General features: G+C 72.4%; 12 protein-coding genes and 1 tRNA gene. 6 read left to right on the plus strand and 7 right to left on the minus strand.

Features of this window, described 5'->3' with window-relative positions; genetic code table 11:
• Positions 1-126: 126 nt before the first annotated feature.
• Positions 127-2,238: an MMPL family transporter gene (locus ABD296_RS17075; RefSeq protein WP_344267599.1), complete on the plus strand. Its 2,112-nt coding sequence runs from the start codon at positions 127-129 to the stop codon at positions 2,236-2,238.
• A gap of 264 nt (positions 2,239-2,502) precedes the next feature.
• Here ABD296_RS17075 and ABD296_RS17080 read toward each other — a convergent pair whose 3' ends face one another.
• Complete coding sequence (locus ABD296_RS17080) at positions 2,503-3,891, minus strand: cystathionine beta-synthase (RefSeq protein WP_344267601.1); 1,389 nt, start codon at positions 3,889-3,891, stop codon at positions 2,503-2,505.
• A 187-nt stretch (positions 3,892-4,078) separates the two neighbouring features.
• Between ABD296_RS17080 and ABD296_RS17085 the strand changes: the two genes are divergently transcribed.
• The 3 genes from ABD296_RS17085 to ABD296_RS17095 all read left to right on the plus strand — a co-directional run bounded on the left by ABD296_RS17085 (position 4,079) and on the right by ABD296_RS17095 (position 6,935).
• On the plus strand, positions 4,079-5,098 hold the full coding sequence (locus ABD296_RS17085) for an SGNH/GDSL hydrolase family protein (RefSeq protein WP_344267603.1): 1,020 nt from the start codon (positions 4,079-4,081) through the stop codon (positions 5,096-5,098).
• A gap of 199 nt (positions 5,099-5,297) precedes the next feature.
• A complete protein-coding gene (locus ABD296_RS17090) occupies positions 5,298-6,518 on the plus strand; it encodes an acetyl-CoA C-acetyltransferase (protein WP_344267605.1) in 1,221 nt (406 codons plus the stop codon).
• A 189-nt stretch (positions 6,519-6,707) separates the two neighbouring features.
• Positions 6,708-6,935 (plus strand): DUF4287 domain-containing protein, encoded by a 228-nt coding sequence (locus tag ABD296_RS17095; protein ID WP_344267607.1) that lies wholly within the window; start codon positions 6,708-6,710, stop codon positions 6,933-6,935.
• 219 nt (positions 6,936-7,154) lie between these two features.
• Here the strand turns inward: ABD296_RS17095 and ABD296_RS17100 are convergent.
• Positions 7,155-7,227 (minus strand) — tRNA-Leu (locus ABD296_RS17100).
• A gap of 41 nt (positions 7,228-7,268) precedes the next feature.
• A complete protein-coding gene (locus ABD296_RS17105) occupies positions 7,269-8,618 on the minus strand; it encodes an NAD(P)/FAD-dependent oxidoreductase (RefSeq protein ID WP_344267609.1) in 1,350 nt (449 codons plus the stop codon).
• A 267-nt stretch (positions 8,619-8,885) separates the two neighbouring features.
• Between ABD296_RS17105 and ABD296_RS17110 the strand changes: the two genes are divergently transcribed.
• A complete protein-coding gene (locus tag ABD296_RS17110; RefSeq protein WP_344267611.1) occupies positions 8,886-9,530 on the plus strand; it encodes a DUF4232 domain-containing protein in 645 nt (214 codons plus the stop codon).
• Positions 9,531-9,546: 16 nt separating this feature from the next.
• On the opposite strand, the gene ABD296_RS17115 is transcribed toward ABD296_RS17110, so the two are convergent.
• Positions 9,547-10,344, minus strand: coding sequence for a uracil-DNA glycosylase (locus ABD296_RS17115; RefSeq protein WP_407061482.1), 798 nt, complete (start codon positions 10,342-10,344; stop codon positions 9,547-9,549).
• Positions 10,345-10,517: 173 nt separating this feature from the next.
• Here ABD296_RS17115 and ABD296_RS17120 point away from each other — a divergent pair, with 173 nt between their 5' ends.
• Complete coding sequence (locus ABD296_RS17120; RefSeq protein ID WP_344267613.1) at positions 10,518-11,276, plus strand: DUF2510 domain-containing protein; 759 nt, start codon at positions 10,518-10,520, stop codon at positions 11,274-11,276.
• A 34-nt stretch (positions 11,277-11,310) separates the two neighbouring features.
• On the opposite strand, the gene ABD296_RS17125 is transcribed toward ABD296_RS17120, so the two are convergent.
• The 3 genes from ABD296_RS17125 to ABD296_RS17135 form a co-directional block, all read right to left on the minus strand.
• Complete coding sequence (locus ABD296_RS17125; RefSeq protein ID WP_344267614.1) at positions 11,311-12,261, minus strand: Ppx/GppA phosphatase family protein; 951 nt, start codon at positions 12,259-12,261, stop codon at positions 11,311-11,313.
• Positions 12,258-12,920 carry a DUF501 domain-containing protein gene (locus ABD296_RS17130; protein ID WP_344267616.1) on the minus strand — a complete coding sequence of 221 codons (663 nt, stop codon included), beginning with the start codon at positions 12,918-12,920 and terminating at the stop codon, positions 12,258-12,260. Before ABD296_RS17130 ends, ABD296_RS17125 begins: the two co-directional genes overlap by 4 nt.
• A 112-nt stretch (positions 12,921-13,032) precedes the next feature.
• Complete coding sequence (locus ABD296_RS17135) at positions 13,033-13,470, minus strand: FtsB family cell division protein (RefSeq protein ID WP_344267618.1); 438 nt, start codon at positions 13,468-13,470, stop codon at positions 13,033-13,035.
• Between the last annotated feature and the right edge of the window lie 5 nt (positions 13,471-13,475).

Consider the following 13,475-nt stretch of genomic DNA (forward strand, 5'->3'; position numbering starts at 1 on the left):
TTGACCCCAACGGCATGGGCGATCTCTACCGTTTTAGAGGTACCCCGAGTTGACCCTTGATCTAAGGAAGCCCCCATGTTCGCTGGGCTCGCGCGCTTCGTCGTGAGACACCCTTGGTGGACCATCGTGGCCTGGTTGGTGGCCGCCGGTCTCATCATCACGCTGTCCCCCAAGCTCACCACCGAGTCCGACCAGGGCGACTTCCTGCCCTCCAAGTACGAGTCGGTCCAGGCGGCCAAGATCGCCCAGCAGGCGTTCCCCCAGCAGGAGGACACCTCGTCGATCGTCGTCGTCAAGCGCTCGGACGGAGGGAAGATCACACCGGCCGACACGCGGGTGATCGACAAGGCCGCCGCGTCACTGAACGCGCACAAGCCGGCCACCGTGCAGAACTTCCAGACCGGCGCGCAGTCGGTCGCGCCCAACAAGGCCGTCCAGGTGATCATGGTCCCGATGAAGGGGACCGACCAGGCGGCCAGCGAGAAGCAGGGCGACGCGGTCAAGCAGATCCGCAAGGACCTGCCGGCGCTGCTGAAGAGCGGCGGCCTGGAGGCCAAGGTCGGCGGTGACGTCGCCGGCTTCGTCGACAACGAGGACTCCTTCAACCAGTCCTTCGAGATCGTCGGCATCGCCACCTTCGTGCTGATCATCGGACTGATCCTGCTGATCTTCCGGGCCCCGATCGCCGCGATCCTGCCGATCGTCGTGATCATGCTGACCATGCAGGTCGCGCTCGGCCTGATCGGCATCGCCTCGAAGATCTTCGGCTTCTCCGGCGACGACAGTCTCAGCACCATCATCCTGATCGTCCTGTTCGGCATCGGCGCCGACTACTACCTGTTCGTCATGTTCCGGTTCCGCGAACGGCTACGCGCCGGCGAGGACAAGAAGACCGCGATGATCCACGCGGTGGAGCGCGTCGGCGAGGTCATCTCCTCGGCCGCCGCCGCCATCGCCGTCACCTTCCTCGTGCTGCTGCTGGCCACGTTCGGCGTGTTCAGCGCCTGGGGCCCGGCCCTGGCGATCTCCGTCGTCACCATGGGCATCACCTCGCTGACCCTGTTCCCGGCGATCGTGTCGCTGCTCGGCACCGCGGTGTTCTGGCCGTCCAAGGCCTGGAAGAAGCAGCCGAAGGAGCGGATCTCCGGCGCGATCGGCCGCGGCGTCGGCCGCCGCCCCGTGGTGGCCGCGCTCGCCGCCGGCGGCGTGATGGTCGTGCTCGCCATCGGCGCGCTCGGCTTCAAGTCCGACTACGACTTCGCCGCCGGGTTCCCGCAGGACACCGAGTCCGCGCAGGCCACCAAGGACATGGAGCGGGGCTTCCCGCCCGGCCTGACCCAGCCCGTCCAGGTGTTCATCAAGAGCCAGAACGGGCAGCCGATCGGCAAGCAGCAGATCGCCGAGTTCAGTAAGAAGGCCGCGGGCGCGCCCGGCGTCGGACGCGTCAACGAGGCCCTGCCCGGCAAGAACGGCGTCGTCCGCGTCGACCTGGTGCTGAAGAAGAACCCGGCGTCCAACGACGCGATCAGCCTGGTCAAGAACGACCTGGCACCGGCCGTGCACAAGATCGAACCGCCCGGGACGCGCGCCTACGTCGGCGGCGCGACCGCGACCTACGCCGACATCAACGCCGTCAACAACCGCGACCTGTCGGTGATCCTGCCGGTGGCGGCGGTGCTGATCGCACTGATCCTGGCGCTGCTGCTGCGGTCGGTGGTCGCCCCGCTCTACCTGGTCGTGTCGGTGCTGCTCGGCTTCGCCTCCACGCTCGGCTCCGCGGTGTACGTCTTCCAGTACGGGCAGGGCGAGGAGGGCGTGATCTTCCAGCTGCCGATCATCCTCTACCTGTTCGTGCTGGCCATCGGGACCGACTACAACATCCTGATGACGGCGCGGCTGCGCGAGGAGGCCAAGGAGGGCCACAGCCCCCGGGAGGCGGCGTCCCGCGCCGTCCGGCACGGCGGCCCGACGGTCGCCGCGGCGGGCCTCATCCTGGCCGGCACCTTCTCGGTGATGCTGCTGGCGCCGGTGTCGATGCTGAAGCAGATGGGCTTCTCCGTCGCGATCGGCATCGCGCTGTCGGCCTTCGTGATGTCGACCTTCCTGGTGCCGGGCATCACCGCGATGCTGGGCCACCGCGCCTGGTGGCCGGGCCACGGCGACCAGCCCGACAAGAAGCTCGGACGCCCCGACCCCATGCAGGACGACCAGTTCGCCCGCTCGGGCTACCCGTCCTAGGACGGCACGCCCCTCAGAACGTCGGGTTGCGGAGCCCCGGTCAGAAATGCCGCCCACGGACCGGGCCCCGCAACCCGACTCTTTTCTATTGCATTGCCCTGGGCGTCAGGCGCTGGAGCGCCTTCCTTCGGCGGGCAAGGCGGCGATCGCTGCATCGCTCCGACTCGCCCAGGGGGCTCGCTGCGCGATCAAGTTCTCGCAGGCTCGAACTTGGCTTCGCACGCGATCGCAACGCTCGGGTCGTTCGGCGCTGGGGCAAGGGCACTACGCGTGCGCGTCGGCGAGGTAGGCGAGGAGGTCCTGGCGGGTGATGAGGCCCTTCGGCTTGCCGTCGACGAGGACGACGGCGGCGCCCGACTTCTCCAGGACGCCGACGGCCTTGCTCACCGGCTCGCCGGACCCGATCGTCGGCAGCGGCGCCGACATGTGCGCCTCCACCGGGTCCATCAGGCCGGTGCGCTCCTTGACCAGGACGTCGAGCAGCTCGCTCTCGACGACCGAGCCGATCACCTCGGCCGCCATCACCGGCGGCTCCTCCTTCATCACCGGCAGCTGCGACACCTCGTACTCGCGCATGATCGAGATCGCGGTCTGCACGCTCTCGTGCGGGTGGACGTGCACGAACTCCGGCAGCGCCCCGCCCTTGCGGGTCAGCACCTCGTTCACGCGGGCCTCTTCGGTGGAGGAGGGCAGGAACCCGTAGTCCTCCATCCAGCTGTCGTTGAAGATCTTGCTGAGGTAGCCGCGGCCGCCGTCGGGCAGCAGCACCACGATGACGGCGTCCGGGCCGGCCTGGGCGGCGACGCGGAGCGCGGCGACGACGGCCATCCCGCACGAGCCGCCGACCAGCAGCGCCTCCTCGCGGGCCAGCCGGCGCGTCATCAGGAAGGAGTCCTTGTCGGACACCGCGATGACGTCGTCGCAGATGTCGCGGTCGTAGGTCTCCGGCCAGATGTCCTCGCCGACGCCCTCGGTCAGGTAGGGGCGGCCCGAGCCGCCGGAGTAGACCGAGCCCTCCGGGTCGGCGCCGATGATCTGGACGCGGCCGCCGGAGACCTCCTTGAGGTACCTGCCGGTGCCGCTGATGGTGCCGCCGGTGCCGATGCCCGCGACGAAGTGGGTGATGGCGCCCTCGGTCTGCTCCCACAGCTCCGGGCCGGTCGTCTCGTAGTGCGACTGCGGGTTCTGCTGGTTGGTGTACTGGTTCGGCTTCCACGCGCCGGGGAGCTCGGCGGCGAGCCGGTCGGAGACCGAGTAGTAGGAGTCCGGGTGCTCCGGCGAGACGGCCGTCGGGCACACGACGACCTCCGCGCCGTACGCGCGCAGCACGTCCACCTTGTCCTTGGCGACCTTGTCGGGGCAGACGAAGACGCACTTGTAGCCGCGCTCCTGGGCGACGATGGCCAGCCCGACGCCGGTGTTGCCGGACGTCGGCTCGACGATCGTCCCGCCCGGCTTCAGCGCGCCGGACTCCTCCGCGGCGTCGATCATCCGGACCGCGATGCGGTCCTTCACCGAGCCGCCGGGGTTGAAGTACTCCACCTTGGCCAGCACCTGCGGGCCGCGGTCCTCCGGCGAGCCGCCGGTCACCTTGCGCAGCCGAACGAGAGGGGTGTTGCCCATCAGCTCGACGAGCGAGTCGTGTACGTGCACCGCGACGTCCTTGTCGTTCAGTCTTCGGAATCGAACGGGTCGCGCCCCGGTTCCACCAGCGGGTACCGCGGGGGAGCGGACGCGTCATCGGGAGGGATGCCCCGGCTCCGACGGTAGCCGAGATCGGCGGCCCCGGGCATCAACCGCCGCCCCCGCGGGTACAACTCAATCACGGAGGGTCAACAGGATGCTGAGAGCGTTCACGGCGCGCCGGATCGCGGCGGCCGCGGCCTATGGAGGCGGTGGCATCACCGCCCTCGGCGGGATCACGTTCGGGCTGGTGGTGGCGGAGGCCAAGCTCGCCCGCAAAATCATCCAGGCGACGCCGAACGGGGACCCGCCGGTGGCGGACGGCCTCTACGGCGGGACGCTCCCCGGCCCCGCGCTGTCCCTGGTGATGCTGGGCGACTCGACGGCGGCCGGGCTCGGCGTGCACACCGCGGAGGAGACGCCGGCGGCGCGGCTGGCCGCGGGGCTGGCGGCGATCGCGGGGCGGCCGGTGCGGATGACGAACGTGGCCCGCTCGGGCGCGCAGTCGGCCGCGCTGGACGGCCAGACCGACCAGGCCCTGCAGGTCCGCCCGGACCTCGCCGTCGTCATGATCGGCGCGAACGACGTGACCGGCCGGGTGCCGCCCGGGACGTCGGTCCGGTACCTGTCGGACTCCGTGGAGCGGCTGCGCGCGGCGGGCTGCCAGGTGGTCGTCGGCACCTGCCCCGACCTCGGCACGATCAAGCCGCTGATGCAGCCGCTGAGGTGGATCGCGCGGCGCGCGAGCCGGCAGCTGGCCGCCGCGCAGACGATCGCGGTGGTCGAGCAGGGCGCTCGGTCGGTGTCGCTCGGCGACCTGCTGGGCCGCGAGTTCGCCGCCGACCCGATCTCGATGTTCAGCGAGGACCGCTACCACCCGTCCGCGCGGGGGTACGCGGCCGCGGCGGCGGCCGTGCTGCCGTCGATGGCACACGCGCTCGGCCTGCAGCCCGGCCTGGACGCGCTGCCCGAGGCGCGGCTCGGCGAGGGCGTCCTGCCGGTCTACCTGGCGGCGGCCGAGGCCGCGGAGATCTCCGGCACCGAGGTGTCGGGGGCGTCCGTCGCGGGCCGCGACCGGGGTCCCCGGGGCCGGTGGGCGACGCTGCTGCGCCGCCGTTCCGCGCCGGCCGCCGACACGCCGTCGCCGTCCACGGCGGTGGCCCCGGACGTCGCCTGACGCGCCGGGAACCGGCCGGGAGCCTTCGCGCAGGTGAGTAAGCAGGCACTTATTGGACTCACCGTCAACACAGCCGGGGGGCCGGATTGTACGCGGGTGCGAGGCGGGAGCTAGATTGCTGGTGACCGGCGAGTAACACCGTCCGCCCGCGGCGGCGCGCCGGGGACCGGAGACGGCCGCTGAGACAGGAGACCCGCACATGCCCGAGGCAGTCATCGTCGCCACCGCGCGCTCGCCGATCGGACGCGCCTTCAAGGGGTCGCTGAAGGACATCCGGCCCGACGACCTCACCGCCCAGATGATCACCGCCGCGATGGCGAAGGTCCCCCAGCTGGACCCCTCGCAGATCGACGACCTGCTGCTCGGCTGCGGGCTGCCCGGCGGCGAGCAGGGCTACAACATGGCCCGCGTGGTGTCGGTGCTGCTCGGCTGGGACAACGTGCCCGGCGCGACCGTCACCCGGTACTGCTCGTCCTCGCTGCAGACCACCCGGATGGCGCTGCACGCGATCAAGGCGGGCGAGGCCGACGTGATCATCTCGGCCGGCGTGGAGACCGTCAGCCGGTTCGCCAAGGGCAGCAGCGACGGGCTGCCCGACACCCAGAACCCGGTGTTCGGCGACGCGCAGGCCCGCACCGCCAAGGCGGCCGAGGGCGGCGCGCCGGTGTGGCACGACCCGCGCCAGGACGACCAGGTCCCCGACATCTACATCGCGATGGGGCAGACCGCCGAGAACGTCGCCGCGATCCGCGGCGTGAGCCGGCAGGCGCAGGACGAGTTCGGCGTCCGCTCGCAGAACCTGGCGGAGAAGGCCCTCTCCAACGGGTTCTGGGAGAAGGACATCACCCCGGTCACCCTGCCCGACGGCACCGTGGTGTCCAAGGACGACGGCCCGCGGCCCGGCACCAGCTACGAGAAGGTGTCGCAGCTGCAGCCGGTGTTCCGCCCGGACGGGACGGTCACGGCGGGCAACTGCTGCCCGCTGAACGACGGCGCCGCCGCGGTCGTCATCATGAGCGACGCCAAGGCCGCCGAGCTCGGCCTCACGCCGCTGGCCCGGATCGTCTCGACCGGCGTCACCGGCCTGTCCCCCGAGATCATGGGCCTCGGCCCGGTGGAGGCGTCCCGCAAGGCGCTGGCCCGCGCCGGGATGACCATCGACGACATCGACCTCGTCGAGATCAACGAGGCGTTCGCCGCGCAGGTGCTGCCGTCCGCCGAGGACCTCGGCATCGACCTCGACAAGCTGAACGTCAACGGCGGCGCGATCGCGGTCGGCCACCCGTTCGGCATGACCGGCGCCCGGATCACCTCCACGCTGCTGAACGGCCTGCAGTTCCACGACAAGCAGTTCGGGCTGGAGACCATGTGCGTCGGCGGCGGCCAGGGCATGGCGATGGTGCTGGAGCGGCTCTCCTAAGCAGAGGGCCGAGGTGGCCCGCACCGGCGCGCTCCGCGCGGCCGGTGCGGGCCACCTGCGCTTTTCCGGGGGACATCCCCGTTACGAATGATCTACGTAACGTGATAGATAGGTCCCCGTTAGGGGGTTGTCACATACGGGCCGGTGTTGCAGAGTGCCAGCAAGAGCCCCGCGACCTGGAGGTGCCAATTGTCACTGAACCACTCGCCGGAGACGCACAGCAAGCTGATCGCCCGCATCCCGTTGGTCACAGGACGTGACCTCCCCGAGTGGTTCTCCACGATCGAGAACGGCCCCTCGTTCACCCGCTGCGAGGAACGGAGCACCTGGCTGGCCGAGGAGCACAACCTCTCCCACGGCTACGCCGCGGCTCTCGTCCGAGAGCACGAGCGGGCGCGCCGCGAGCGCCACTACTGAGGGCCTCCGCGAGCCGCCACAACCGCATACGGACGAACTTCCCACTGACGTGCTCTCCGCATGGATGTGCTTCGCGCACGGACCAGGTGGGATCCCGCCAACGGATGCCCCCGCCGTCGTGCCGCTGCGCCCGAGCAGCCGCCGCGACCCCGGCGCCGAGATCCCACGCGCGATCAGCCCCCCGCCGGCCGCGGCGGGGGGCTGATCGGTGCGCGCAGGTGCCCCTGGTCGGACTCGAACCGACACAATGGCTCTTTTAGGGAGCCCGCCTCTGCCATTGGGCTACAGGGGCGGCGTCATCATACCGGGACGGTGACCTCGGGCACCGGGCCTCTAGCCGGACTCCGTCTTCCTGCCCGCCGCGAGCTCGAACTCCTGGCGCGGCCACTCCAGCTCGCCGAGCGAGACGATCTCGCGCCGGAAGAACAGCGCGAGCGTCCAGTCCGCGGTGATGCGGAACTTCCGGTTGACGGTCGGCATCCGCGACAGGTGGTAGGTGCGGTGCATGACCCAGGCGGGCAGCCCGCGCAGCTTCAGCCCGTAGACGTTCGCCACGCCCTTGTGCAGCCCCAGGCTGGCGACGGACCCGACGTACTTGTGCTCGTACCGCTTGCGGGGCCGGCCGTGCACGTCCGCCGCGATGTTGTCGGCCAGCCGCTTGGCCTGCCGCACCGCGTGCTGGGCGTTGGGCGCGGTGAACTCGGCGAAGCCGGACCGGTCCGGGACGGCCGCGTTGTCGCCGGCCGCGTAGACGCCGTCGAGCCCCTCGACGGTCAGCTCGTCGGTCGTCCTGATCCGGCTCTTGTCGTCCAGCGGCAGGTCGCTGTCCTTGACGACGGGGTGCGGCTTCACCCCGGCCGTCCACACGAGGGTGCCCGCGTCGAACTCCTCGCCGTCGCTCAGCACGATGTGCCGCTTCTCGGCGGACTTCAGCAGCGTCTCGAGCTTCACCTCGATGCCGCGGCCGCGCAGCGCCTCGGTCGTCCACCGGCCCATCTCGGGGCCGACCTCCGGCAGGATCCGGTCGGTCGCCTCGACCATCATCCACCGCATGTCGGACGGCTCGATGTCCGGATAGAACCGGCAGGCGTCGCGGGCCATGTCCTCCAGTTCGGCGAGCGCCTCGATGCCCGCGAACCCGGCGCCGACGAACACGAACGTCAGCGACCGCCTGCGGACGTCCTCGTCATCGGGGTTGGAGGCGGCGATGTCCAGCTGGTGCAGCACGTGGTTGCGCAGGAAGATGGCCTCTTCCACGGTCTTGAACCCGACCCCGCACTCGGCGAGGCCCGGGATCGGCAGCGTGCGGGAGATCGAGCCGAGGGCCACCACCAGCCGGTCGTAGCCGATCGTCCGCTCCGGCACCCCGGCGGTCTGCGCGCCGGCCGGCCGCACGGTCACGCTGCGCGAGGCGTGGTCGATCCTCGTGACGTACCCGTTGACGATCCGGCAGTGCGGCAGGACGCGGCGCAGCGGCGCCACGACGTGCCGCGGCTCCAGGTTCCCGGCCGCCGCCTCCGGGAGGAACGGCTGGTAGGTCATGTAGGACTGGGGGTCGATGACGGTGACGGCGATCTCGCCGCGCCGCAGCTCGCCGCGCAGCCGTTTCTGCAGCCGCAGGGCCGTGTACATGCCGACGTAGCCGCCGCCGACGATCACGATGTGCTTGCGCTCGGAAGGCATAACGGGAGCGATACCCGCATACGCCTTCGGATCACCGCTGCCCGCGTCACATCGGAGAGATCATCCGAAGGCGCGAACTTCCCCGGGCGCCCCGGCATCTCACCGTACGTATCAACAGAAGGACGACGGACCGGGACAGGGCCCAACGGGGGCGCCCAGCGGCCGCGGACGGTGACCGGACAGGGCCGGTCACGACCGGACGGGACCGCTTGGCCAAGGCCCTGCCCCACCGTCGATGACTCCCACCACGAAGGGGAATGCGCGAACATGAAACGAATCATCTGGGGAACCGTGGCGGCCGCAGCACTGACCGCCGCTCTGACCGGATGCGACGCCAGCTTCAGCGCCAGCCCCAGCTCCGCGAACGGCAGCACGACCCCCAGCTCGTCCACGCAGGACGGCGGGTCCCCCAAGGGTAACGCACCCGGCGGGGGCGGCGGTACCTCCACCACGACCGGAACCGGCAACGGTTCGCGCCCCAACGGCGCCTCCGGGACGCGGCACTGCACGACCTCCGACTTCAATGCGTCGGTGTACTCCAACGGCAACCCGGGTGCCGGCCAGCGGTACGCCACGCTCCAGCTCGAGAACCACTCCGGGTCGTCCTGCGTGACCGGCGGCTGGTCCGGGCTCGGCCTCGTCAACGCCAACGGCGCGCTCCCGACGAACGTCGTCCGCGAGGGCACCGCCCGCACGATCACGATCCCGGCCGGCGCCTCCGCCTACGAGCAGCTGCACTGGGGGGTCGTCCCTGGCGACGGCGAGGGCGGCGCCCAGTGCGAGCCCACCGCCAAGGCGCTGCACATCATCCCGCCGAACCAGACCACGCACATCACCGTGGACTGGGTCGGCAGCCCCGTCTGTCAGCACGGCCAGATCCGGCTGTCGCCGATCGAGCTCGGCAAGCTCTGACCCTCGCCGCCGCGCGCTAGGCGTAATCGCGGGCGCGGACGAACACCGCGTCCAGCATGTCCTCGGTGACCCGGCCGGTGAAGGTGTTCTGCTGGCTGGGGTGGTAGCACCCCAGGAGCAGCACCGGATCGCGGCGGGCCGCCGAGGGCGGCGGCGCCAGTTCGACCTCCGCGCCGTGCCCGAACTTCGGGCGCGGCCGCGGCACCTCGAATCCGGCCTGCTTCAGCGCCGGCCACACGCCCTGCCAGGCGAAACCGCCCAGGCACACGATGCAGCGGACGCTCGCGACGACGTCCTCGACCTCGCGCGCGAGCCACGGCAGGCACGTCGTGCGCTCCAGCGGCGTCGGCTTGTTGTCGGGCGGCGCGCACCGCACCGTCGCGGCCATCCGCGCCCCGGTCAGCCGCTGCCCGTCGCCCGCGTGGACGCTCGTCGCCTGCGACGCGAGGCCGACCCGGTGCAGGGAGGCGAACAGCCAGTCGCCCGACCGGTCGCCGGTGAAGATCCGGCCGGTGCGGTTGCCGCCGTGCGCCGCGGGCGCCAGCCCCACGATCAGGATGCGCGGCTCCGGGTCGCCCCACCCGGGGATCGGACGCCCCCAGTACTCCTCGGCGGCGAACGCGCGGCGCCGCTGCACCGCGACCTTCTCCCGCCACTCCACCAGCCGGTCGCACGCCCGGCACACCGACTGCCGGGCGCACAGCTCGTCCAGGTCCGGCGCCCCGGCGGCCAGCTCGATCACCTCGCCGGCGCCGTGCGCGACGGGCGTGTCCCGCGCGGCGGGGTCCTCGGGCCATCCCGTCCCAGGTGGCACATAGGGCGGGTCATTCTGGGGGGACGACCCCCCAGACCCCCCGGCACCAGCCTCTGGAGCATCCGTCATGCCCTCGATCCTCGCACGCCCCGCGGGCGCCCTCGGTACGATGCGTTCCGCCGGTCGGGGACGCGGGGCGTCCGGCGTGCGCCAATGCCGAGCGGAGGCATGCCTTGTCGCAACCGGGCTGGTATCCCGACCCGTACGGAACCGGCAGCCTGCGCTGGTGGGACGGCCGGGCCTGGACCGACCGCCTGAACCCCGAGCCCGACCGCCCGCCGCGTCCGCGCACGTCGGAGCAGGCGTACGGGCAGCCGTACGGGCAGGGGCCCGGGCAGGGCGCCGGCCCGGGGTGGCAGCCCTCGTGGGTCGGGCCGCCCGCCATCCCCGCCGTGGACGCCACCGTGCACGGGCTGCGCCTGCAAGCCAACGAGCAGGGCGTCGCGTACGGGCAGGCGTGGCTGGCGTGGCCGCACGTCGAATGGGTCGCCTACTGGGCCGCGCAGCTCCCGGCCGGATCCGGCCAGGCCCCCGGCACCCGGTGGATCTTCCAGGCCGGCCGGTACCCGTTCCACGGCGGGCCGCGGGTCGAGGTCGTCATCGAGGCGGACGGGGTCGCCGAGCCGGAGACGGTCTGGGGGCGGCTGATCCGGCTCTGCCAGGCGTGCGCGGAGCCGCGGCTGGTCGGCGAGCTGGCCGCGCACGTCCGGGCGGGCGAGTCGGTCGACGTCGCGCAGGGCCTCACCGTGCACCCCGGCGGCGTGCGGGGCGACCGGGTGTCGCTGAGCTGGGCGTCGATCTCCGGCGCGATCGTGGACGGCGGGCGGGTCTGGATCCGGCAGGCCGGCGGCCCCACGCCCGTCCTCTACGTCCCGCAGCAGAACCCGAACGCGGTGCTGATCCCCGCGCTGCTGTCCGACCTGAAGAGCTGACCGCCGCGGGCACCGGGCGCCGCGCGGCCCGGGGTCAGACCAGCGACCAGGCGATCCCGTCGAGGATGTCGCGCTCGCTGACGACGACCGCGCCGAACCCGTACTCCCGCATGATCCGGTCGAGGATCAGCGCGCCCGCGCCGATCACGTCCACCCGGCCCGGGTGCATGACGCCGATCTCCGCCCGCTCGGCGCGCGTGGCGTGCAGCAGCCGCCGCGTCACCTCGTGCACCTGCGCGGCGGTGATCCGGGACAGGTGGATGCGGTCCGAGTCGTACTCCGGCAGGTCCATCGCGATCCCGGAGACCGTCGTGACCGACCCGGCGAGCCCGACGAGCGTGCGCGCCTCGTCTACCGGCACCGTCCGGCGCACCTCGGCCAGCGCGGCGTCGATGTCGGCGACCGCGTTGGAGATCTGCTCGGGCGACGGCGGGTCGCCGTCGCGCAGGTGCCGCTCGGTCATCCGGACGCAGCCGATGTCGATCGACCGGGCCGCCTGCACCGCCGAGCTGCCCAGCACGAACTCGGTGGACCCGCCGCCAATGTCGACCACCAGGTAGGGGCGGGCGGGGCGCAGTTCGGCGAGCTCGCGGGTGGCGCCGGTGAACGACAGCGCCGCCTCCTCGTCCCCGGTGATCACCTCGGGGACGACGCCGAAGATCTCGACGACGCCGCTGACGAAGTCGGCCCGGTTCTCGGCGTCGCGGGTGGCGCTGGTCGCGACCACCCGCGTCTTGATCGGGCCCTCCCCCGTCTCCGACCCGTGCCGCTCGATCAGCTCGGCGTACCCGCGCATCGCGGTGAAGGTGCGCTGCAGCGCGGCGGGCGACAGCCGGCCCGTCTCGTCGACGCCCTCCCCCAGCCGGACGATCTCCATCCGGCGCTCGACGTCGGTGAGCCTCCCGCCGTCCGGCCCGGTGACGATGTCGGCGATCAGCAGGCGGACCGAGTTGGTCCCGCAGTCGATGGCGGCGACGCGCGTCACTTGGCCTCCTCGGCGTCGGGGGCGTCCTGGGCGGCGGGGTCGGGGCGGGCGCCGGAGGCTCTGTCGGAGGTGCCGTCGGCGCACGCGCACGGCCCGGAGCGCCACCATTCGGGCAGCGCCGCCAGGGCCTCGCGGCCGAACGGGTTCGCGCCCGGCACCGCCAGCTCGTGCGCGATCAGCGCGTGCAGGCACTTGACCCGCTCGGGCATCCCGCCGGCGCTCTGCATGCCGTCCGGGAGCGGTTCGAGGCCGTCCGCGCGGGCCGCCTCGGCGCGGCGGTGCAGGTAGTCCTCGTGGGCGGCGGTGTACTCGGCCCGGAGCGCCGGGTCGTCGGCCAGCCGCGCCTGCATGTCCCGCATGACGCCCCTCCCCTCCAGCGTGCCGATCGCCGACGCCGCCTTCGGGCAGGTCAGGTAGAACAGCGTCGGGAACGGGGTGCCGTCCGGCAGCCGCGGCGCCGTCTCCAGCACGGCCGGCAGCCCGCACGGGCAGCGGTACGCCACCCCGCGGACGCCGCGCGGCTCCCGGCCGAGCTGCTCCGCCACCGCGGCGAGGTCGCGCCCGGACGGCGGTTCGCTCGCGGCGGCCGCCGGCCCGGCCGTCCGGGTCGTCCCGGGGGACGCGCCCCCGGATCCCCCTGTGCAACGTTCGTCGATCATCCGTCCCCACCCGCGACCTGGATCCGTCCGCGCCGCGCCGCCGGTCCGCCCGCGCCCGGCCCCACCCGCCGGTCGCGGCCGTCCGTCCCGCCCGCCGTGCCGCGGGACGGGATCAGCGCGGCCTGTCGGCGGCCTCCACCGACCGCCACAACGTCTCATACCACGGAGGCCTGTTCGCCGGGCCGCCCTTGCGGGCGGTGCGCCCGTCGTCTCCGCCGCCGTCCAGCACGATGTAGCACGTCACGTCCGGGCGGCAGTAGTGGAGCCTCCGCGTCGCCTCACGCTCAATGTACGACTTGTCCCCCAGTTGCCGCTTGCGTTGGGCGAGTTCGTCCACCTTCTTGCGGGCGGCGGCCTGCTTGCGCTGCAGATCGGAGATCTCCTTGCGCTGCGCGATGTACTCGCGCACAGGGTAGGCGAGGCTCAGCGCGATCGCGCACATCACCACCGCGAGGATCGCGGCGCGGCTCGTCAGCGCCGGGCTGGCGCGGCGCGCACCGGCCCCCGGGGAGTCCTCTCCCCGGGGGTCGTCCCGCTCGTCCCGGGACACGGGGC

The organism is Actinomadura napierensis (assembly GCF_039529375.1).
GTDB classification, from domain to species: Bacteria; Actinomycetota; Actinomycetes; order Streptosporangiales; family Streptosporangiaceae; genus Spirillospora; species Spirillospora napierensis.

Bases quoted from the DNA above. Each gene is read 5' to 3' on its own strand.
- ABD296_RS17130 (WP_344267616.1), bottom strand. From the start codon at position 12,920: ATGATCGACGAACGTTGCACAGGGGGATCCGGGGGCGCGTCCCCCGGG.
- ABD296_RS17110 (WP_344267611.1), top strand. From the start codon at position 8,886: ATGAAACGAATCATCTGGGGAACCGTGGCGGCCGCAGCACTGACCGCC.
- ABD296_RS17085 (WP_344267603.1), top strand. From the start codon at position 4,079: ATGCTGAGAGCGTTCACGGCGCGCCGGATCGCGGCGGCCGCGGCCTAT.
- ABD296_RS17090 (WP_344267605.1), top strand. From the start codon at position 5,298: ATGCCCGAGGCAGTCATCGTCGCCACCGCGCGCTCGCCGATCGGACGC.
- ABD296_RS17105 (WP_344267609.1), bottom strand. From the start codon at position 8,618: ATGCCTTCCGAGCGCAAGCACATCGTGATCGTCGGCGGCGGCTACGTC.